This is a genomic window from Variovorax sp. 160MFSha2.1 (assembly GCF_048305075.1).
GTDB classification, from domain to species: domain Bacteria; phylum Pseudomonadota; class Gammaproteobacteria; order Burkholderiales; family Burkholderiaceae_C; genus Variovorax; species Variovorax guangxiensis.
In genome coordinates this window covers 2,289,849-2,308,518 of the sequence record NZ_CP157624.1, presented here as the reverse complement: position 1 = coordinate 2,308,518, position 18,670 = coordinate 2,289,849, and the positions used below count along the sequence as shown (strand labels likewise).

At 69.6% G+C, this 18,670-nt stretch carries 21 protein-coding genes; 10 read left to right on the top strand and 11 right to left on the bottom strand.

The window, feature by feature from the left end; translation table 11 throughout:
* Positions 1–32: 32 nt before the first annotated feature.
* Complete coding sequence (locus ABL838_RS10195; RefSeq protein ID WP_126024114.1) at positions 33–488, bottom strand: MarR family winged helix-turn-helix transcriptional regulator; 456 nt, start codon at positions 486–488, stop codon at positions 33–35.
* A 75-nt stretch (positions 489–563) separates the two neighbouring features.
* Here ABL838_RS10195 and ABL838_RS10190 point away from each other — a divergent pair, with 75 nt between their 5' ends.
* From ABL838_RS10190 to ABL838_RS10160, 7 genes are all read left to right on the top strand, one after another.
* Entirely contained in the window at positions 564–1,112 is a 549-nt protein-coding gene (locus ABL838_RS10190) for a PaaI family thioesterase (RefSeq protein WP_369658837.1), read from the top strand.
* Between the two features lie 186 nt (positions 1,113–1,298).
* On the top strand, positions 1,299–2,360 hold the full coding sequence (locus tag ABL838_RS10185) for a Fe(3+) ABC transporter substrate-binding protein (protein WP_418125229.1): 1,062 nt from the start codon (positions 1,299–1,301) through the stop codon (positions 2,358–2,360).
* Positions 2,361–2,400: 40 nt separating this feature from the next.
* On the top strand, positions 2,401–4,080 hold the full coding sequence (locus ABL838_RS10180; RefSeq protein WP_418125228.1) for an ABC transporter permease: 1,680 nt from the start codon (positions 2,401–2,403) through the stop codon (positions 4,078–4,080).
* Position 4,081: 1 nt separating this feature from the next.
* Complete coding sequence (locus ABL838_RS10175) at positions 4,082–4,777, top strand: ABC transporter ATP-binding protein (protein ID WP_418125227.1); 696 nt, start codon at positions 4,082–4,084, stop codon at positions 4,775–4,777.
* Between the two features lie 104 nt (positions 4,778–4,881).
* Positions 4,882–5,565, top strand: a complete 684-nt coding sequence (locus ABL838_RS10170; RefSeq protein ID WP_418125226.1) for a glutathione S-transferase family protein — start codon at positions 4,882–4,884, stop codon at positions 5,563–5,565.
* 66 nt (positions 5,566–5,631) lie between these two features.
* Positions 5,632–6,045, top strand: coding sequence for a lactoylglutathione lyase (gloA, locus tag ABL838_RS10165; protein ID WP_369658842.1), 414 nt, complete (start codon positions 5,632–5,634; stop codon positions 6,043–6,045).
* A gap of 22 nt (positions 6,046–6,067) precedes the next feature.
* Positions 6,068–6,634, top strand: a complete 567-nt coding sequence (locus ABL838_RS10160; RefSeq protein WP_418125225.1) for a DUF1697 domain-containing protein — start codon at positions 6,068–6,070, stop codon at positions 6,632–6,634.
* Here ABL838_RS10160 and ABL838_RS10155 read toward each other — a convergent pair whose 3' ends face one another.
* The 4 genes from ABL838_RS10155 to ABL838_RS10140 form a co-directional block, all read right to left on the bottom strand.
* Positions 6,635–7,366 (bottom strand): haloacid dehalogenase type II, encoded by a 732-nt coding sequence (locus ABL838_RS10155; protein WP_418119772.1) that lies wholly within the window; start codon positions 7,364–7,366, stop codon positions 6,635–6,637.
* Positions 7,367–7,377: 11 nt separating this feature from the next.
* Positions 7,378–8,013 carry a bifunctional 4-hydroxy-2-oxoglutarate aldolase/2-dehydro-3-deoxy-phosphogluconate aldolase gene (gene eda, locus ABL838_RS10150; protein WP_369658845.1) on the bottom strand — a complete coding sequence of 212 codons (636 nt, stop codon included), beginning with the start codon at positions 8,011–8,013 and terminating at the stop codon, positions 7,378–7,380.
* Positions 8,014–8,067: 54 nt separating this feature from the next.
* Entirely contained in the window at positions 8,068–9,918 is a 1,851-nt protein-coding gene (gene edd, locus ABL838_RS10145) for a phosphogluconate dehydratase (RefSeq protein ID WP_418125224.1), read from the bottom strand.
* A 193-nt stretch (positions 9,919–10,111) separates the two neighbouring features.
* Positions 10,112–10,678, bottom strand: a complete 567-nt coding sequence (locus ABL838_RS10140) for an OmpA family protein (protein ID WP_184636094.1) — start codon at positions 10,676–10,678, stop codon at positions 10,112–10,114.
* Positions 10,679–10,813: 135 nt separating this feature from the next.
* On the opposite strand from ABL838_RS10140, the gene ABL838_RS10135 reads away from it, so the two are divergent.
* Together ABL838_RS10135 and ABL838_RS10130 are read left to right on the top strand one after the other, a co-directional pair.
* The gene (locus ABL838_RS10135; RefSeq protein WP_126024100.1) at positions 10,814–11,515 is read left to right on the top strand and encodes a gamma-glutamylcyclotransferase; all 702 of its coding nucleotides are present in this window, start codon (positions 10,814–10,816) and stop codon (positions 11,513–11,515) included.
* Positions 11,512–12,051, top strand: coding sequence for a superoxide dismutase family protein (locus ABL838_RS10130; RefSeq protein WP_126024099.1), 540 nt, complete (start codon positions 11,512–11,514; stop codon positions 12,049–12,051). Before ABL838_RS10135 ends, ABL838_RS10130 begins: the two co-directional genes overlap by 4 nt.
* Before the next feature lie 16 nt (positions 12,052–12,067).
* On the opposite strand, the gene ABL838_RS10125 is transcribed toward ABL838_RS10130, so the two are convergent.
* The gene (locus tag ABL838_RS10125; protein ID WP_418125223.1) at positions 12,068–12,637 is read right to left on the bottom strand and encodes a nucleotidyltransferase family protein; all 570 of its coding nucleotides are present in this window, start codon (positions 12,635–12,637) and stop codon (positions 12,068–12,070) included.
* 29 nt (positions 12,638–12,666) lie between these two features.
* On the opposite strand from ABL838_RS10125, the gene pdxH reads away from it, so the two are divergent.
* Complete coding sequence (gene pdxH / locus ABL838_RS10120; protein WP_418125222.1) at positions 12,667–13,320, top strand: pyridoxamine 5'-phosphate oxidase; 654 nt, start codon at positions 12,667–12,669, stop codon at positions 13,318–13,320.
* A 12-nt stretch (positions 13,321–13,332) separates the two neighbouring features.
* Here pdxH and ABL838_RS10115 read toward each other — a convergent pair whose 3' ends face one another.
* The 5 genes from ABL838_RS10115 to ABL838_RS10095 all read right to left on the bottom strand — a co-directional run bounded on the left by ABL838_RS10115 (position 13,333) and on the right by ABL838_RS10095 (position 18,650).
* Positions 13,333–14,544 (bottom strand): OmpA family protein, encoded by a 1,212-nt coding sequence (locus ABL838_RS10115; protein ID WP_418125221.1) that lies wholly within the window; start codon positions 14,542–14,544, stop codon positions 13,333–13,335.
* Complete coding sequence (locus tag ABL838_RS10110; RefSeq protein ID WP_418125220.1) at positions 14,538–14,912, bottom strand: hypothetical protein; 375 nt, start codon at positions 14,910–14,912, stop codon at positions 14,538–14,540. Before ABL838_RS10110 ends, ABL838_RS10115 begins: the two co-directional genes overlap by 7 nt.
* Before the next feature lie 171 nt (positions 14,913–15,083).
* Complete coding sequence (locus ABL838_RS10105; protein WP_418125219.1) at positions 15,084–16,037, bottom strand: AEC family transporter; 954 nt, start codon at positions 16,035–16,037, stop codon at positions 15,084–15,086.
* Between the two features lie 49 nt (positions 16,038–16,086).
* On the bottom strand, positions 16,087–18,186 hold the full coding sequence (locus ABL838_RS10100; protein ID WP_418125218.1) for a TonB-dependent receptor: 2,100 nt from the start codon (positions 18,184–18,186) through the stop codon (positions 16,087–16,089).
* Positions 18,187–18,269: 83 nt separating this feature from the next.
* A complete protein-coding gene (locus tag ABL838_RS10095; RefSeq protein WP_418125217.1) occupies positions 18,270–18,650 on the bottom strand; it encodes a hypothetical protein in 381 nt (126 codons plus the stop codon).
* Positions 18,651–18,670: the final 20 nt, after the last annotated feature.

Sequence of the window (18,670 nt, the reverse complement as noted above, 5' to 3'; positions counted from 1 at the left end):
CGAATGGGTGTGGGTGAAGAAAGGTTGGGGGGTCAGTCGTCGCTGGCGTGCTCTTCCTCGCCGCCCAGCAGCTCCATGGCCTCGTCGATCAGCAGGTGCAGCGCGAGCACGCGCTCCACGCCCAGCAACGCATTCAGCTTCTGCTGCGCGGTCTTCCAGTGCGCCAGCGCTTCGCGCCGCTTGACCTCGCCTTCCTCGGTGAGCTGCACCAGCCGGCTGCGCGCATCGGCGCCGGCACCCTGCGCGATCCAGCCCGCGACGATCAGCGGCTGCAGGTTGCGGCTCAGGGTGGAGGCAGTCATCTTGAGCTCGGCCGCCAGGTCGACGGGACGCGAGGGACCGAGCCGCGCGAGGTGCGACAGCAGCGAGTACTGCGTGGTCTTGAGGCCGCTTTGCGAAACCTCGGCGTCGTAGTGCTGCGAGAGGCGTCGCGAAAGCTGTCGCACCTTGAAGCTGGTGCAGCCGCGTGGCTTGGCGGGAGTGTCCATAGGCTATTATTGTATGTGCAACTATTGCATATGCAATCAACACCCCGGCACAAAGCCCCCAGAAGGAACACAGGCATGACACAGGCCACCAGCCAGCTCGACGCATGGATCGCCGAGGAACAGAAGATCACCGGCCGCCTCGAGGCCGGCCCGGGCCCCGGCCTCGCCCGCCCCGACCAGATCGCGGGCAAGACCGGCCTGGAGATCATGCAGGCGATGCTCAACGGCGACATTCCCTACGCCGCCATCGCCAAGACGCTGGACTTCACGATCATCGAGGCACGCCTGGGCGTGGCCATCTTCCAGGGCACGCCGCTGCCGCAGCACCTGAACCCGCTGGGCACCATCCACGGCGGCTGGGTCGCGACGATGCTCGACTCGGCCCTGGGCTGCTCGGTCCACACGATGATGCCGCCCGGCCGCGCCTACACCACCGCCGAACTCGGCGTCAACTACGTGAAGGGCCTCACGCCCAAAGTGCAGCGCGTGCGCGCCGAAGGCAAGGTGATCCACTGCGGCAAGCAGCTCGCCACCGCCGAAGCCCGCCTCTACGGCCCCGACGGCACGCTGTACGCGCACGCGACGACCACCTGCCTCGTCTTCGAGGTGCCGCCGGCGCGTTGAGCCGCGAGGCCAGCGGGCGAAGGCGGACTGCAGTAGGCCTTCAACCTGTAAGTCCAAAGGCGTCGCGATCCAGGGCGGCCAGTGATAATTATTCTCATCCGGCGGCCGCAACACGCGACACCGGCGGCGACACCACCCGCCGCCGGCGCCGGAGCTTTCTAGAACACCCGCTCCTGGAGGATCCTCATGACCGAACAACGCTCGCGCGTCCAAGGCCGCGCCGCGCGCGCACTGCTTGGCGCAGGCGCCGCGTGGCTGACCGCCACCGCCCTGCCCGCGCAGGCCGCCGAAGAACTCACGCTCTACACGACGCGCGAGCCCGCGCTGATCCAGCCTCTCATCGCCGCCTTCAGCGCCCAGAGCAACATCAAGGTCAACACCGTCTTCGTGAAGGACGGCCTGCTGGAGCGCGTCAAGGCCGAAGGCGCCCGATCCCCCGCCGACGTGCTGATGACGGTGGACATCGGCAACCTGATGGACCTCGTCGACGGCGGCGTGACGCAGCCCGTGAAGTCGGCCGCGCTCGAGTCGGCCATTCCAGCCAACCTGCGCGGCGCCGACGGCCAGTGGTTCTCGCTCTCGATGCGCGCACGCGTGCTCTACGCCGACAAGAGCCTGCCGCTCACCAGCTTCCGCTATGAAGACCTGGCCAACCCCAAGTACAAGGGCAAGGTCTGCATCCGCGCCGGCCAGCATCCCTACAACACCGCACTCGTGGCCTCGCTGATCGCGCACGACGGCGAAGCCAAGGCCGAGCAGTGGCTGCGCGGCGTCAAGGCCAACCTGGCGCGCAAGGCCACCGGCGGCGACCGCGACGTGGCGCGCGACATCCTCGGCGGCATCTGCGACGTGGGCCTGGCCAACTCGTACTACGTCGGCCAGATGAAGAGCGCCAAGGAAGGCACCGACGCGCGCAAGTGGGGCGACGCCATCAAGGTGGTGCGCCCGACCTTCGCCAATGCCAAGAGCGGCGGCACGCACGTCAACATCAGCGGCGCGGCCGTCGCGAAGAACGCGCCGCAGCGCGCCAACGCGGTCAAGCTGCTCGAGTTCCTGGTGTCGGAACCGGCCCAGGCCCTCTACGCTCAGGCCAACTACGAGTACCCGGTGCGCAAGGGCGTGGCGCTCGACCCGATCATCGGCCAGTCCATCGGCGAGCTGAAGGTCGACCCGCTGCCGCTGACCGAGATCGCGAAATACCGCAAGCAGGCGAGCGCGCTTGTGGACAAGGTTGGCTTCGACCAGTGACATCGACGAGCGCCGGGCATGCCTGCCGGCGACTGACTGAATGAGTCTCCTGCGGCGCCAGCCGCCGGGCCTGCAAGCAGCCGGCCCGGCCTGGCGCTGCGCGTCGTTCCTGATCGCCATCGGCGTGCTCGCGCCGGTGCTCACGCTGGCGTGGCTGGCCTTCGGCTCGGGCCTCGGCCACTGGGGGCCGCTCTTCGCGCACGTGCTGCCGCAGGCGGCGCTCAACACGGCCGTGCTGCTCGCGGGCGTCGGTGCGTTGGTGCTGGTGATCGGCACCGGCTGTGCCTGGCTGGTGACGGCGCACGACTTCCCCGGACGCGGCACCCTGCACTGGGCCCTGCTGCTGCCGCTGGCGATGCCGACCTACATCGTCGCCTTCGCCTACCTCGACCTGCTGCACCCCATCGGCCCGGTGCAGGGCGCGATCCGCTGGATGCTGGGCTTCGACAGCCCGCGCCAGTTCCGCCTGCCCGACCTGCGCTCGATGCCCGGCGCGATCTTCGTGCTGGGCTTCGTGCTCTATCCGTACGTCTACATGACGGCGCGCGCGATGTTCATGACGCAGCCGGCGCACCTCATGGAGGCCGCGCGCATGCTCGGCGAAAGCCGGCGCGGCGCCTTCTTCCGCGTGGCGCTGCCGCTGGCGCGGCCGGCGCTGGCCGTGGGGCTGAGCCTCGCGCTGCTCGAGACGCTCAACGACATCGGCGCGTCCGAATTCCTGGGCGTGAACACGCTGACGGTCGCGGTCTATACCACCTGGATCACGCGCTCCGACCTCGCGGGCGCCGCGCAGATCGCCTGCGCGATGCTGTTCGTGGTGATCGCGCTGGTCTGGCTGGAGCGCAACGGCCGGCGTCACCAGCGCTTCGGCTCGGCGCAGCGAATGCGCGCGGTGCAGCCACGCAGGCTGCACGGAGCCGCGGGCTGGGCCGCGATGGCGGCCGCCTCGCTGCCGGTGCTGATCGGCTTCGTGGCGCCTGCCCTCTACCTGGTCTGGGAGAGCGCCAAGCGGCTGCGCCAGGGCGGCGGCATCTCGCAGGGGCTGGTCGCGAGCCTGGGCAATACGCTGACACTGGCCACGGGCGTCACCGCCGTCGCGGTGGCAGCCGGGCTGGTCGTCGCGTGGGCCGCACGCAGCCAGGGTTCAGGCCCCAGCCGTACTCGCTGGCAGGCGCGCGCGGCGACGCTGGGCTACGCGGTGCCGGGCACGGTGCTGGCCATCGGGCTGCTCACGCCGGCTCTGGCCTTCGACTCGGCGCTGGCCGCGGCCTTCGGCCTGCAGGGCCTGCCTCTCATGAGCTGCGGCGTGGTGCTGGTCGTGGCCTGCGCGATCCGCTTTCTCGCCATGCCGGTCGGCGGCATCGAGGCCGGCCTCTCGCGCATTCCGCCCGCCATCGAGCAGGCCTCGCGCCTGCTCGGCGAAACCACCGCCGGTACGCTGCGCCGCGTGCACCTGCCGCTGCTGCGGCCCGCCATGGCGGCCGCCGCGCTGCTGGTGTTCGTCGACGCCATGAAGGAGCTGCCCGCCACGCTGCTGCTGCGGCCCGCCAACTTCGACACCCTGGCCACCTGGCTGTACGCCGAGGCCGCGCGCGGCACGTACGAGGAAGGCGCCATCGCCGCGCTCGCCATCGTGCTGGCCGGCCTGCTGCCCGTGGTGCTGCTGGCGCGCAACCAGCTGGGCGCACCTTCGGCCACACTGGCTCCCGAGAAGACATGACATGAGCTCCCCACTGCACCTCGATGCGATCAGCCTCGCCTACGACACGCCGCGCGGCCTGCACACCGTCGTCGACGGCTTCTCGCTGGCGCTGGACGCGGGCGACATCGCCTGCCTGTTCGGCCCTTCCGGCTGCGGCAAGACGACGGTGCTGCGCGCCATCGCGGGCTTCGAGCCGGTGCGCGCCGGCACGATCCGCCTCGGCGAGGTGCTGCTGTCGTCCGCGCAGAAGCACCTGTCGCCCGAGCAGCGGCGCGTGGGCATGATGTTCCAGGAGTACGCACTGTTCCCACACCTTTCGGCGGCGAAGAACGTGGCCTTCGGCCTGCGCCGGCTGGGCCGCGCCGAACAACAGTCGCGGGTCGTCGAAATGCTCGCGCTGGTCGGTCTCGCCAATGCGGGCGAGCGCTATCCGCACGAGCTTTCCGGGGGCCAGCAGCAGCGCATCGCGCTGGCCCGCGCGCTCGCACCTTCGCCCGCCCTGCTGCTGCTCGACGAGCCCTTCTCCAACCTCGACGGCGGCACGCGCGAACGGCTCACCGTGGAGGTGCGCGACATCCTGAAGCAGGCGGGGCAGACGGCCATTCTCGTCACGCACAACGAGGCCGAGGCGCACGCGATGGCGGACCGCATCGGCGTGATGCACGGCGGGCGCATTACGCACTGGATAGATACGACGGCCGTCGATCCCATCTAGCACAAGGCGCCCGTTTCCCGAATGGGCTTTCCGGGAAAAGGTTGTTCGGGATCGCAAGAATCGCCGCGATCCAGACACAACCGATCCACCCAACGGAGAGCCCCATGACCCAGCCGTCCCTCACCCTCGTCAGCCACCTGCTGTGCCCCTACGTGCAGCGCGCCGCGATCGCGCTGCGCGAGAAGAACGTGCCCTTCGAGCGCGTCGTGATCGACCTTGCCAACAAGCCGCAGTGGTTTCTCGACATCTCGCCGCTCGGCAAGGTGCCGCTGCTGAAGGTGCGCAGGTCCGACGGAGGTGAGTCCGTGCTGTTCGAGAGCAACGTGATCTGCGAGTACCTGGAAGAAACCCAGCCCGGCGCTCGCCTGCACCCCGAGGACCCGCTCGCCCGCGCCGAACACCGCGCATGGATGGAGTTCGGCTCGGCCATCCTCGGCGACCTCTGGGGCTACGAGACCACGCAGGAAGCGGCGGTGTTCGAACAGAAGCGCCAGGCACTGCTCGCCAAGTTCCAGCGCGTGGAAGCGGCGCTGGGCCAGGGCCCTTACTTCGCGGGCGGCAGCTTCAGCCTCGTCGACGCGGTCTTCGCGCCGGTGTTCCGCTACTTCGAGGTGTTCGATGCGATCAGCGACTCGCACATCTTCGACGCCCTGCCCAAGGTCGATGCATGGCGCAAGGCGCTGGCCGTGCGCCCCAGCGTTCGGGACGCGGTGGTGCCCGAGTACCCGCAGCACCTGATGGAATTCCTGAAGCGCCACCAGGCCCACCTGCTGACCCTGGCCGCTTGATCGCCGCGCCGGGAGGCCCACAATAGCGGGCTTCCCTCTCCACGACCACGAACAAGGCACAACGAGATGCGACTCCTCCACACCATGCTGCGCGTCGGCAACCTGCAGCGCTCCATCGACTTCTACACCAAGGTGCTCGGCATGAACCTGCTACGCACCTCGGAGAACCCCGAGTACAAGTACAGCCTCGCATTCATCGGCTATGGCAACGGCAACCCCGACCAGGCCGAGATCGAACTCACCTACAACTGGGGCACCGAGAGCTACGAACTGGGCACCGCCTACGGCCACATCGCCCTCGGCGTGCCCGACGCCTACGCGGCCTGCGAGAAGATCAAGGCCGCCGGCGGCAACGTGACGCGCGAGGCCGGCCCGGTCAAGGGCGGCACCACCGTCATCGCCTTCGTCACGGACCCCGACGGCTACAAGGTGGAACTGATCCAGCGCGACGAGAAGGCTGCCGGCGGCGGCCTGCGCTGAAGGCCCCGGCGCCGGATACGCCATGGCAACCGCGAAGAGGCAAGCCGCCACGGCAACGCGCCATGTCGCGCTGCTGCGCGGCGTGAACGTCAACGGCATCACGATCAAGAGCGCGGACCTGAAGGCGCTATTCGTCGAACTGGGCTTCGGCGCGGTGCGCACTGTGCTCGCCAGCGGCAACGTGCTCTTCGACACCGATGAGAGCGACGCCGCCGCGCTGCGCACGCGCATCGAGCAGGCGCTGCGCAAGCGCTTCGGCTACGACGCCTGGATCGTGCTGCTCACGCAGAAGACCGTTGCCGCGATCGCCGCTGCCTACCCCTTCGAACGCATCGACGAGGAGCGCCACCCGTACATCGTGTTCGGCTCCGACAAGGCGATGCTCGACGAGATCATGGAAAAGGCCGGCACGGTCGATGCCAAACCCGATACCGAGCGGCTCGAACGCGGCAAGGGCGTGCTGTACTGGCAATGCCCTCGCGGCGAGAGCCTGGACACGCCGGTGGCCAAGCTGCTCGGCAAGGCCCGCTACAAGTCGAGCACCACGACGCGCAACCTGCGCACGGTGGAAAAGCTCCTCGCCGACTGATCAGCAGCCGAGCAGCTCGGCCAGCTGGTTGATGTCGCGCGCGTGCAGGTTGTTGTCCGGCTTCGGCGAGACGTCCTTCGGCCGCGCGAGGCCGAACTCGTGGGGCCGCTCGATGTAGGCCGTCTTCAGGCCGCATGCGCGCGCGGCGGCCAGATCGTCGTGATGCGCGGCGGCCAGCATCACCTGGCCCGGCGTCGCGTCGAACACGCCCGCCACGCCGAGATACGTGCGCGGATCGGGCTTGTAGGCTTTGAACACCTCGGCCGAGAGCACGCAGTCCCAGGGCAGGCCGGCACGCTTGGCCATCTCGGTGAGCAGGCCGATGTTGCCGTTCGACAGCGTGCAGATGGTGAACTTCTTCTTGAGCCGCGCGAGCCCCGCCACCGAGTCGGGCCATGCCGGCAGGCGGTGCCAGGCGCGGCTCAGGTCGCGCCTGGCGGCGTTGTCGATGCGATCGGCCAGGCTGAAGTCGTGCAGCACCTGGTCGAGCATGCTCAGGTGCAGCTCGTCGAGCAGCGTGAAGCCGCCCTCGCCCGCGGCGATGCGCTCCATCACCGCCTTCATGGCCGGCTGGTAGCCCGCGCGCCACGCCAGCGCGAAGGCCGCGCCGTCCACGCCAGGGAACACGCGCTCGACCTCGGCGGCGATGCCGCTGTGCCAGTCGACCACGGTGCCGAAGACGTCGAACGCGATGACCTTGAGATCGCTCGCGTCGAATTCAGCGCTGCTCATGGCGGCGGCGCTCAGCGCTGCAGTTGGCTCGCGGCGCGTGCCAGCTGCTCGATGCGTGTCCAGTCGCCGTCGCGGATCGCGTCGGTCGGCACGATCCACGAGCCGCCCACGCAGGCCACGTTCGACAGCGCGAGGAACTCGGCCGCGTTGCCGGCGTGGATGCCGCCGGTCGGGCAGAAGGTGACATCGCCGAAGGGGCCCTGCCATGCCTTGAGCATCGGCAGGCCGCCGGCCTGCAGCGCGGGGAAGAACTTCAGCTGCGTGTAGCCGTCTTCCTGCGCCGTCATGATCTCGCTGCCGGTCGCCACGCCGGGCAAGAGCGGCAGGCCGATGTCGTGGCATGCCTTGCCGACCGAGCGCGTGTAGCCCGGGCTCACGCCGAATTTCGCACCGGCCAGCGCCGCGGCCTGCGCGTCGGCGGCGCTGCGGATGGTGCCGGCGCCGGCCACGGCCTCGGGCACGTCCTTGGCGATGGCTTCGATGCACTGCAGCGCCTGCGGCGTGCGCAGCGTCACTTCGAGCATGCGGATGCCGCCGGCCACCAGGGCGCGCGCGAGCGGGATGGCGTCTTTCACATCGTTCAGCACGATCACCGGAATGACCGGGGCGTCGCGCATCACGTCGAGGGGGGTGAGTTTTTCAGTCATTTCCTGGCTCCAACTGGTTACGTATGCCTCGCCTTGGGGAAGAAGCCGCCCTGGTCACAGCCAGGAGCAGGCCCCCTCTTCGGCGGTCAGTGCATTGCGGCGCATGCCGGCGAACAGCTCACGGCCCAGGCCGTGCCCGTCGGCAATGCGTTGTGCCTCGGGCATCGTCGCGACCTCGCGCGCGGCCCATTCGTCCTCGGGCAGCAGCACGGCGAGCGTACCCGCGACGGAGTCGAGGCGGATCAGGTCGCCGTCGCGCACCTTGGCGAGCGGCCCGCCGGCGGCGGCCTCGGGCGAGACGTGGATGGCGGCCGGGATCTTGCCCGACGCGCCGCTCATGCGGCCGTCGGTGACCAGCGCCACGCGGAACCCCTTGCCCTGCAGCACCGACAGCGGTGGCGTGAGCTTGTGCAGTTCGGGCATGCCGTTGGCCTGCGGACCCTGCCAGCGCACCACGCAGACCACGTCGCGCTCCAGTTCGCCCGCCGTGAACGCTTTCTGCAGCGCGGCCTGGGAATCGAAGACGCGTGCGGGCGCCTCGATGACGTGGCGGTCATCGGGCACCGAGGACACCTTGATGACGCTGCGGCCCAGGTTGCCGCTCAGCAGTTTGAGTCCGCCGGTGGCGCTGAAGGGGCTTTCCACGGTGCGCGTGACCGCTTCGTTCTTCAACGGCGCGGCGGGAGTCCATTGCAGGCGCTTCTGGCCCTGCTCGCCGGCTTCCTCCGCCAGCGACGGAATGTTCGCGAATTCGCGGATGCCGCGCGAGCGCACCGTCAGCACGTCGGCATGCATGAGGCCGGCATCGACCAGTTCGCCGATCACGAAGCCGGGGCCGCCGGAGGCCTGGAACTCGTTCACGTCGGCGCTGCCGTTGGGGTACACGCGGCTCAGCAGCGGCACCACGTCGGAGAGCTTCGAGAAGTCGTCCCAGTCGATCAGGATGCCGGCGGCGCGCGCCACGGCCACCCAGTGGATCAGGTGGTTGGTGGAACCGCCCGTGGCAAGCAGCGCGACCATGGCGTTGACGATGCAGCGCTCGTCGACCATCACGCCGATCGGCGGGCAGTCGAAGGGCGTATTGCCCGCCTTGCCCAGCACCGTGCGCACGGCCTCGCGCGTGAGCGTCTCGCGCATCGCGTCGCCCGGCTGGATGAAGGCCGTGCCGGGCACGTGCAGGCCCATGGCCTCCAGCAGCATCTGGTTGCTGTTGGCGGTGCCGTAGAAGGTGCATGTACCGAGCGTGTGATAGGCCGCCATCTCGGCGTCGAGCAGGCCCTGGCGGCCGACCAGACCTTGCGCGGCCTGCTCGCGCACCTTCGACTTGGCGCCGTTCGACAGGCCCGAGGGCATCGGCCCGGCCGGCACGAACACGGTGGGCAGGTGGCCGAAGTGCAGCGCGCCGATGAGCAGGCCGGGCACGATCTTGTCGCACACGCCGAGCATCAGCGCGGCGTCGAACATGTCGTGGGTGAGCGCGACGGCGGTGCTCATGGCGATGAGGTCGCGGCTGAACAGGCTCAGCTCCATGCCGGGCGTGCCCTGCGTCACGCCGTCGCACATGGCGGGCACGCCGCCGGCCACCTGGGCGGTGGCGCCGAGGCCGCGGGCCTCGTTCTTGATGATGTCGGGGTAGCCCTGGTACGGCGCGTGGGCCGAGAGCATGTCGTTGTAGGCGGTGACGATGCCGATGTTGGGCGCGCGCTCGGCCACCACGCGGAACTTGTCGTTGGCCGGAATGCCGGCCACGGCATGCGCCACGTTGGCGCAGCCCATGCGGTCGGAGCCGCGGTCGCGGCTGCGGAGTTCTGCAAGGCGGGTGAGGTAGGCACTGCGCAGCCCCTGGCTGCGCTCGCGGATGCGATCGGTGACGTCGCGTACGGTGGGGTTGGTGCTGCTGCTCATGGGGGTCTATGGCTCTTGCTGCTGTCGCCCGGGCGACTCTGGGCCTGGAGGCCCATGGTAACAAGCCGGGTGCGGCAGCCCGATGAAATCCGAGCGCGGGGCAATACGAATTTACCCAGTTGCGCGCTGAAAGAGGCCGCGCACAAAAAAGCCCGGCATGGCCGGGCTTGTTGTTCTTGCGGCGAGGCGGCTGTCAGTCGACCAGCTTGACCTCGACACGGCGCGCCTCGGCGTTGTTGCCCGAGCCGGCCGTCACGGCGGGCTTCTGCAGGTCGACCTTGGCGGCCGGAACGCCCAGGCCCACGAGCACGTCGCGCACCGTCTCAGCCCGCTTCTTCGCGAGCTGTTCGTTGATGGCGGCGTCGCCGGTGGTGTCGTGGAAGCCAGAGACCACCGCCTTGCGGCCGCTCTCCACGCCCTTGATGACCGCGGCCAGGGCCTCCGCGGCGCCCGGCGCGAGGTCGGCGCTGCCGGTCGCGAAATAGAAGTTCACCACGCCGTCGACCACGCGGATGCTCGCGCCGTCGGGGATGACCACGGTCACCGTCTCGGTGACTTCGGCCACCTTGGGCGCCGGCTGGGCCGGGGGCGGAGCTGGCATGGTCGTCACCATCGCGGTCACCGCCGGCGGCTTGGCAGCGGCCGCGTTGCCGTGGCCCTTGTGCCAGATGGCGATGCCCACCACGAAGAAGATCACCAGGGCGATCAACGCCATGACGAATCCGAGGATGAAGTTCTGCTGGCTGTCGTCGTCGCTCATCGGGGGTCTTGCTCCGTAAGGAAGGGGCCGGTAAATAATGGTGCGGTGAACCATGATCAGGAAATTGTAGGTGGCGGTTCCGGCACTTCCGTGTCGGAGCCGGCGCCGAACCCCGGTCCGCCGGGACTCGACCCCATGCCCGCGCCCCTGCGCGACCCGCAGCCGATGCTCGAGCGCGCCATCGCCGACTGGGGCGGGCACGAGGACCTCTGGCTCTTCGGCTACGGCTCGCTGATCTGGCGGCCCGAGTTCGACTTCGTCGAGCGGCGCCAGGCCTGGGTGCGCGGCTGGCACCGGGCGCTGAAGATGTGGAGCCGCGTGAACCGGGGCAGCGTGCAGACGCCGGGCCTGGTGTTCGGGCTGCTCTCCGGCGGCAGCTGCCGCGGCATGGTGTTCCGCGTGCCGAAGGCCGAGGGGCTCGAAACCCTGCGGCGGCTCTGGCTGCGCGAGATGCCCACCGGCGTGTACGACCCCAGGTGGCTGCGCTGCGGCACGGCCGAGGGCGACGTGCGCGCGCTGGCTTTCACGCTCTCGCGGCGCAGCCCCAACTTCACGGGCGAACTCAGCGACGAGCGCTACCGCCACATCTTCGCCAATGCCGTGGGCCGCTACGGCAGCTCGCTCGACTACGCCCAGCAGACGCTGCTGGAGCTGCGGCGCCATTCGATCCACGACGCCGCGCTGGCCCGGCTGGTGGCGCTGGCCGAGGTGAAGGAGCAGCTGCTGTCGGAGAACGCCGCTGATTGCGATGTGCCGCAGGCTCCGGTATATGTTCCGGGGTCAGCAGACAAGAAGTCTTCCTCCCAACCATCCGGACCCAACAAGGAAAACACATGAACCAAAGTCGTCTCACCGCCATCGGCGCCACCCTCCTCGCGTCGGCCCTGCTGGCCGCCTGCGGCAGCATGGGCGGCAAGCCGAGCTCCGCCGTCGAGCTGGTGCCGACCGCCGCGATCACGCCCAACCCGACGCGCGGCACGGTGACCTTCACCGCCCTCGACCATGGCGTGCGCGTGGCGGGCGAGGTGCGCGGCCTGGTGCCGGGCAGCGAGCACGGCTTCCACATCCACGAAAAGGGCGACTGCGGCGACAACGGCAATGCCTCGGGCGGCCACTTCAACCCGACCGGCGGCACGCACGGCAAGTTCGGCGCGCCGGGCAGCCATGCAGGCGAACTGCCGAGCCTGGTGGCCGACGCCAAGGGCGTGGCCCGCTTCAGCGTGGAAGACCACTCGATCTCGCTCACGCCGGGCGCAGCCAACAGCGTCGTCGGCCGCGCACTGGTGGTGCACCGCGACCCAGACGACTTCACGACGCAGCCCGCGGGCAACTCCGGCCCGCGCATCGCCTGCGCGGTGATCGCGAAGCCCTGATCGCCGAAAGAAAGAGCTAGGCGCCCTCGCGCGCCAGCCACAGCGCCTCGGCCCTCGCCAGGGCCTCGGGCGTGTCGATGTCGGTGACGACGCCCACGTCGTCCACCGCGAGATCGACGACCGAATCGATGGCGCGCATCGCCCGCAGGACGGACGCCGCGCCGGCAGCCCCCTCCAACGCCGCCAGTTGCGCGCCGCATACGGCGGCGAAGCCCACCGGGTGGCCGCGCTCCCCCAGGTACTGCGGCTGCACGGCATTCACCGCACCGTTCAGAGCGGCCGCCACGGCCTGTAGCGTACGCGGCTGCACCAGCGGCAGATCGCCCGGCAGGATCAGCCAGCCGGCAGCCCCGGAAGTGGCGCGCACGGCCGCGGCAATCGAATCGCCCATGCCGGGATGCCCCGCGTTTTCCACATGCCAGGGCAGCCCGCTGGCGCGCACCGCGTCGAGCGTTCGCTCCAGCACCGGCCTGCCGGCCAGCAGCGCCCTGAGCTTGGAGCCGGTGCCGCCGGCCGCGATGAAGCGCTCGCCACGGCCCGAGGCCAGCACGATCACCACCGGGGAATTCGCCTTCTGCGTCGTCATGGGCCGAGTATGTGCGCAACAATCCCGGCATGACTTCCTCTCTTTCCAAAGACGCGCTGGCCGCGCTGCGCAAGAGCTACGAGCGGGCCGAGCTCGACGAGACGCGCAGCGCCGACGATCCGCTCAAGCAGTTCGAGCGCTGGCTCACCGAGGCCGTCGAGGCACAGGTGCCCGAGCCCAACGCGATGACGCTGTGCACCGTGGGCAGCGACCTGCGGCCGTCGAGCCGCATCGTGCTCATCAAGGGCTACGACGCGCGCGGCATCGTCTGGTACACCAACTACGAGAGTCGCAAGGGCCGCGAGCTCTCGGGCAACCCCTATGCGTCGCTGCAGTTCCACTGGGTCGAGCTGGAACGCGTGGTGCGCATCGAGGGCCGGGTGGAGAAAGCCGGCGCCGATGAGAGCGACGCCTACTACGCGAGCCGCCCGCTCGACTCGCGCATCGGCGCCTGGGCCAGCCCGCAGAGCGAAGTGATCAGCGGCCGCGACGTGCTGGTGAAGAACGCAGCCCTCTACGCCGCCAAGCACCTGCTCTCGCCGCCGCGACCGCCGCACTGGGGCGGCTACCGGCTGGTGCCGGACCGCTGGGAGTTCTGGCAGGGCCGCAAGAGCCGCCTGCACGACCGGCTGCGCTACCGGCTCGAAGGCAGCGATTGGATGCGCGAGCGCCTGGCTCCGTAAGAACGATCGAGGTCAGGCCTCGCAGCCGACAACCTTGAACTCGACGCGCCGGTCCAGCGCGTCGCTCGCATCGTCGGCGCCCGTACCGACGATGTTCTCGCGGAATCCCATGCCCGATTCGCGCAGCTTCTTCGACAGCGGCGGAGCCTCTCCCACCAACTTCGCCTTCACGCTCGTCGCGCGCTGCAGCGACAGCCGCTCGTTCACCGCCTCCGAACCCGTGCGGCTGGTGTGGCCCGTGACCACCACGCACGAATCGATCTGCGCCGCCTGCCGCGCGATCTGGCGCAGCCACATCGGATAGGCGGCACTGATCTTCGGGTCGGACAGGAAGTCGGTCGAGCCCGGCTTGAACAGGAACTTCACGCTCAGGTTGTTGGTTTCGAGCCCGAGCCTGGCGATGGTGCCGAAGGTCTTCTCGGCATCGGCTGTGCGGCCGAGCTGCGATTGCGTGAGGTACAGGCCGCTGTAGATCCGTAGCTGCTGGCCGTCGGGCCGCTTAGATGCGGCCTCGTAGCGGCTCAGCGCCTCGCTCATGCGGCCGGCCTCGTAGGCGGCGGTGGCTTCCTGCAGCACGGTGGCGGTCGGCAGGCGCTCCAGGTAGAGCGCATCGGCGGCCTGGCCGGGCTGCGTCTCCGCGGTGCGGATGTAGCCCTCGACGCCGCGGTCCTTGCCGTTCACCGGGCTGTCGCGGAAGAAGGCGGTGGGGCGGGTGTCGAGCGAGGTGTCGCTGATGCGCGTTACCGACTGCGCGATCACCACGCCGCTCTTGATTTCGGTGAGCGCCAGGTTCAGCCGGTAGGGCCCGCCCGAGGCGTCCTTGTCGCGCACCAGCGTGCCATTGAGCACGTACTGCGCATTGCCGATCTCGGTGGCGTTGAAGGGCGAGACGGTGAACTGCTTGAACTGCGCCTGCATGCGCTGGACGATGCGCTGCTCGGCCACGCGCGTCACCTCGGTTTGCTGGCCGCTGGCGCCTTCGAGCAACGGATCGATCACGATGCGGCGCTGCGTGAGCGTCGACTCCACCTTGGCCAGGAAGGCCGGCAGCTTCTGCGTCTGCACCATCAGGTCGTCCACCGCCTGGTTCACGGCCTGGTCGAAGGGCATGGCGTTGCCGGGCACGGGGCGGTGCGCGCAGGCGGCGGCGAGCACAGCGGCAGCGCACAGCGCGAACGCGCGCAGCGCCAGGCGGGCACGTTGGGTGATGGTCGTCATCAGCATTGGCTCCTCAATGTCTTCATGTCCTGGTCCGACAGCGGCTCGCCGACGGCGGCGCGCATGTTGATCTCGGTGCAGCGCTTCGACGGCGCGGGGCGCGGCGCGGCGGCTGCTTCGCGTTGCACGGGTGGTTGCGACGGCGGCGGCGCGACCGGCTGCGGGCGAGCCCTGGCCACCGGCTTCGGTTTCGACGGCCCCTCCTCGGCCCTGTCCGCTTTCTCCGCTTTCTCCGCTTTCTCCGCCTTCGCCGGCTCGCGCGCAACGCCCGCCGAAAGGCACGGCGTGCGGCACGGCTTGGGGGCCTCGGCGGCAGTCTCGGCTGCCTGCGCGGGTCGGCCGTGCAGCGCGATCACCGTCGCGACCACCGCCATAGCAAGAAGGGGCGAAGAGCGCGCCGGGTAAATCATCAGCCGGCAAATGTAGGTGCGCGAAGGCCGCGCGCCATCTCGCCAAACGGCCACCCTGCCGAACGGCATAGGCGCGCCCGGCGGCAGCGCTAAGGCGAAAGTGCGCGAGAAATTACCTGAAGAAGTCCGAAGGACTCAGGGCAGCCACTGCGCGCACATCATAACGAGCGTGAGCGTGGCCAGCGCGAGCACCGTCGACACCACGACGCTGGCGGTCACCAGGTCCTCGGCGGTGCGGTAACGCTGCGAGAAGAGGAACACGTTGGCGCCGATGGGCAGCGCGGCGGCCACCACCATCACCGTGAGCGGAATGCCGCGCACACCCAGCAGCCATCCGATGAGGGCCACCAGCAGCGGATGCAGCAGGTTCTTCACCAGCGCCTGCGTCAGCGCGCCGCGCCAGTGCCGGCCGATGGGCGTGAGCGCGAGCGTGATGCCCACCATCACCAGCGCGATCGGGCCGAAGGCCTGGCCCAGCAGCTGGATCGGCTTGTCGATCGCCTCGGGCATCGCCAGCCCGGTCTGCGCGAACAGCAGGCCCGCGATGATCGGCAGCGGCACCGGGTGGATGATCGCGTTGCGCAGCGCACGCACCACGGTGCGCGCCATCGAGGGGCGCTTCTCGTTGCCGGAGGCACCGGTCTGCTCGCGCGCCACGGCCAGCTCCAGCACCACCGTGGCGCTGGTCAGCAGCACCAGCGAATGCAGCGAGATCAGCGTAAGCAGCACCACCATGCCTTCCTCGCCGTAGGCCAGGCCGATCAGCGCGATGCCGATCATCACGGTGTTGCTGTAGGTGTTGGCCAGCGCGATCACCGCCGCCGTGCGGTTGAAGCCGCGCAAGGCCAGCGTGCCCGCGAACAGCAGGCCCGAGGCGATGAAGTAGGCAGCCACCGGCTTCAGGCTGAGCTGCTCGACGTGCACCGTGCTCATCGCGCGGAACAGCAGCGCGGGCGCGAGCAGCAGGAAGATGAGGTGAGAAAGATCCTTCACCGCACCGCCGCCGATCCAGCGCCGCTTGCCGGCCAGGTAGCCCGCGGCGATGAGCACGACCACGGGCACGAGCGAGGAGACGACGAAGGAATTCACCCGGCGAGGATAGCCGAGCGACTTGCGCCGCCTTCTCCTGCCCTCAGGCTCAGAACGTCACGCGCAGGCCGACCTTCAGCGTGCGGCCCGGCAGCGGCGCGTTCGGATACACCGTGCTCGTCAGGATCGAGGTCGCGCTGTAGGCCAGCTTGTTCGTGATGTTGTCCATGCGCGCATACCAGGTGAGGTTGGCGCGCTGCACCTTCATGCGGTAGGTGATGGCCGCGTTCCACAGCGTATAGGCATCGGTCTCGCGCGCGCCCACCGAGGGCACGCGGCGCTGGGCGGCGTTGTAGTCGAAGCCGAAGCGCGCGCCCCACGGGCCGTTGTTGTAGGCCAGCGTGGCGCCCAGGCGCAGTGGCGCGATGCGCGGCAGCGGCTCGCCGGTGTCGAGGTTCTTCGCGCGCACGATGTCGCCGCGCCATTCCAGGTCGAGCGTGCCCGCGTCGTCCATGCGCGCGAAGCCGTCGGAGCCCAGCAGGCGCAGGTTGCCGTTGGCCTCGATGCCGGTGAAGCGCGCGCGCACGCCGCCGTAGACGTACTCGGCCAGCGTGTCGGCGGCGCCGGGTTCGGCCACGTTGCCCTCCTCGTCGAGGCTGCGCCCCGTCGCGGTCAGGCCTATGTAGTTGCGAAAGCGCGTGACGTAGGCGTTCACGCGGGCCGTGTTGGGGCCCGACTTCCATTGCGCGCCCAGGTCGAAGCCAGTCGACTTTTCCTTCTTCAGGTTCGGATCGCCCACCTCCCAGGCGCCCGTGGCCACGTGCGGGCCGTTGGCCAGCAGCTCGTAGTCCTTGGGCGCGCGCTCGGTGTAGGCGAGGTTCGATGTCAGCTGCCACTGCGGCGCGAGGTTCACCAGCGCACCGAATGCAGCGCTGTGCGGGTTGAAGGTGCGCTCGCCGATGGGGAAGCGCGTGACTGTCGGATCGTCCGGATAGCCCAGCGAGCGGATGCGGACCTGCTCGGTGCGCGCGCCGAAGCTCAGGCGGCCCCACGAAGTGCCGTACTCCTCGTGCAGGAAGAACGCGTTCGAGCGCGTGCGGCTGTGCGGCGCGAAGGCTTCCTCGCCGTCGGCGGCGAAGCGGTTGGTCTCGCTGCTGAAGCCGACCAGGCCCTCGAAGTTGCCGATCTTCCGGTGGCGCGCCTCGATGCGCAGGTCGTTGCTCATGTTCGAGAAGGTGGTGCCGGGCGTGCCGCCCTCGAACTCGGTATGGCGGTAGTCGGTGTGGCTGAGCTTGGCGTGGATGCTGCTGATGAAGCCGCCCGGGCGCCACTCGCCTTCGAGCGCGTAGCGGTCGGACTTCATGTTGATGGTCACGTCGTCCTCGGCCACCGTGCCGTACTTGCTACGGTAGCTGCTGACCGAGGCGCCGATGTAGCCCTGGTCGAAGAACAGCGTGCCGCCGAGCGCGCCGCCGTTCGCCTCGTTGGCCGAGTTGCAGATCTTGCGCGCCGTCCAGGGCGAGCCGGGCTTGCTGCACTCGAGGGTGATCGGCACCGAGACGTCCTTCGAGTCGCGGTTGAAGGCGTCGACGTGCAGGGCGAAGCGGTCGTTGCCGCCTTCGAGCACCACGCCGCCGTTCTTCTCCTTGTTGCCGGTGGAATAGCCCAGGTCGGCGCGGCCGCCGAAGCCGTTGATGGGCTCCGAGGGAATGCGGTTGTCGATCACGTTGACCACGCCGCCCACGGCGCTGCCGCCGTACTGGAGCGCCGAGGGGCCGCGCAGCACCTCGATGCGCTCGGTGACCAGCGCATCGACGGGCACGGCATGGTCGTAGCTGAGCGCCGAGGCATCCGGCGCGGCGCCTCCGTTCTGCAGGATGCGGATGCGGTCGCCGTCCTGGCCGCGGATGATCGGTCGGCTGGCGTTGGGGCCGAAGTAGCTGCTGCTCACGCCCGGCACGTTGTCCAGCGTCTCGCCGAGAGTCGATTGGGAGCGCAGCAGCAGCTTGTCGCCCGACAGCGCGGTGGTGGGCGCGATCAGGTCGGAGGCGCCGAGCGGATTGCCGGTGACGGTGATCTCGCGCAGGCTGGCGGCGTCGGTGGGCTGGGCCGGGACGGCATTGGACGCCTGCGTCTGAGCCATGCTTGCGAAGGAGGCAAGCGAAAGAACGGCAACGCCGATGGCGTTGCGACGGAAATTGGGGGTCATGAAATGGACACTCGATGAATCAAGGGACGACCAGCCGCCACCGCGCGCTAGGCGGGTGCAGCAGCAGCCGGAACACAAGGGATTCAGCGAGAGGAAGGCGGGCCGCGCGCGTCGAAGAGCGCAACCCAGCGGGCGAGAGCCTCGCCCTGCAGGAAAGCGAAGGTGGCCGACGGCAGCAAAACCGGCAGCACCACCAGCGGCACGCCGGGCGCGGCCGAGCCATGGGCGAGCTGGTCGTACAGCCGGCATTCGGCGTCGGTGTGATCGCCGAACAGGCTGGCCAGGTGATGAGCCGCGTGCTTGTGGACGACCTGCGCGGCCTGCGCCGCGGCGTCCGGCAGGCCCGGCACGTGCAGCGAACGGTGCATCAGCCCCAGCGTGCCCGCGAACCACAGCGCGGCCGCGAGCACGACCGCGAGCGCGCGGGTCAAGCGGGGGCGGGACTGTCGGATCGCGAGGTGCACGAAAAGGGCGTGTTCAGGCC

Bases quoted from the DNA above. Each gene is read 5' to 3' on its own strand.
- pdxH (WP_418125222.1), top strand. From the start codon at position 12,667: ATGACTTCCTCTCTTTCCAAAGACGCGCTGGCCGCGCTGCGCAAGAGC.
- ABL838_RS10135 (WP_126024100.1), top strand. From the start codon at position 10,814: ATGCCCGCGCCCCTGCGCGACCCGCAGCCGATGCTCGAGCGCGCCATC.
- ABL838_RS10175 (WP_418125227.1), top strand. From the start codon at position 4,082: ATGAGCTCCCCACTGCACCTCGATGCGATCAGCCTCGCCTACGACACG.
- ABL838_RS10160 (WP_418125225.1), top strand. From the start codon at position 6,068: ATGGCAACCGCGAAGAGGCAAGCCGCCACGGCAACGCGCCATGTCGCG.
- ABL838_RS10110 (WP_418125220.1), bottom strand. From the start codon at position 14,912: ATGGCGGTGGTCGCGACGGTGATCGCGCTGCACGGCCGACCCGCGCAG.
- eda (WP_369658845.1), bottom strand. From the start codon at position 8,013: ATGACTGAAAAACTCACCCCCCTCGACGTGATGCGCGACGCCCCGGTC.
- ABL838_RS10190 (WP_369658837.1), top strand. From the start codon at position 564: ATGACACAGGCCACCAGCCAGCTCGACGCATGGATCGCCGAGGAACAG.
- ABL838_RS10155 (WP_418119772.1), bottom strand. From the start codon at position 7,366: ATGAGCAGCGCTGAATTCGACGCGAGCGATCTCAAGGTCATCGCGTTC.
- ABL838_RS10180 (WP_418125228.1), top strand. From the start codon at position 2,401: ATGAGTCTCCTGCGGCGCCAGCCGCCGGGCCTGCAAGCAGCCGGCCCG.
- ABL838_RS10125 (WP_418125223.1), bottom strand. From the start codon at position 12,637: ATGACGACGCAGAAGGCGAATTCCCCGGTGGTGATCGTGCTGGCCTCG.
- ABL838_RS10130 (WP_126024099.1), top strand. From the start codon at position 11,512: ATGAACCAAAGTCGTCTCACCGCCATCGGCGCCACCCTCCTCGCGTCG.
- ABL838_RS10100 (WP_418125218.1), bottom strand. From the start codon at position 18,186: ATGACCCCCAATTTCCGTCGCAACGCCATCGGCGTTGCCGTTCTTTCG.
- ABL838_RS10140 (WP_184636094.1), bottom strand. From the start codon at position 10,678: ATGAGCGACGACGACAGCCAGCAGAACTTCATCCTCGGATTCGTCATG.
- ABL838_RS10195 (WP_126024114.1), bottom strand. From the start codon at position 488: ATGGACACTCCCGCCAAGCCACGCGGCTGCACCAGCTTCAAGGTGCGA.
- ABL838_RS10170 (WP_418125226.1), top strand. From the start codon at position 4,882: ATGACCCAGCCGTCCCTCACCCTCGTCAGCCACCTGCTGTGCCCCTAC.
- ABL838_RS10115 (WP_418125221.1), bottom strand. From the start codon at position 14,544: ATGCTGATGACGACCATCACCCAACGTGCCCGCCTGGCGCTGCGCGCG.
- gloA (WP_369658842.1), top strand. From the start codon at position 5,632: ATGCGACTCCTCCACACCATGCTGCGCGTCGGCAACCTGCAGCGCTCC.
- ABL838_RS10185 (WP_418125229.1), top strand. From the start codon at position 1,299: ATGACCGAACAACGCTCGCGCGTCCAAGGCCGCGCCGCGCGCGCACTG.
- edd (WP_418125224.1), bottom strand. From the start codon at position 9,918: ATGAGCAGCAGCACCAACCCCACCGTACGCGACGTCACCGATCGCATC.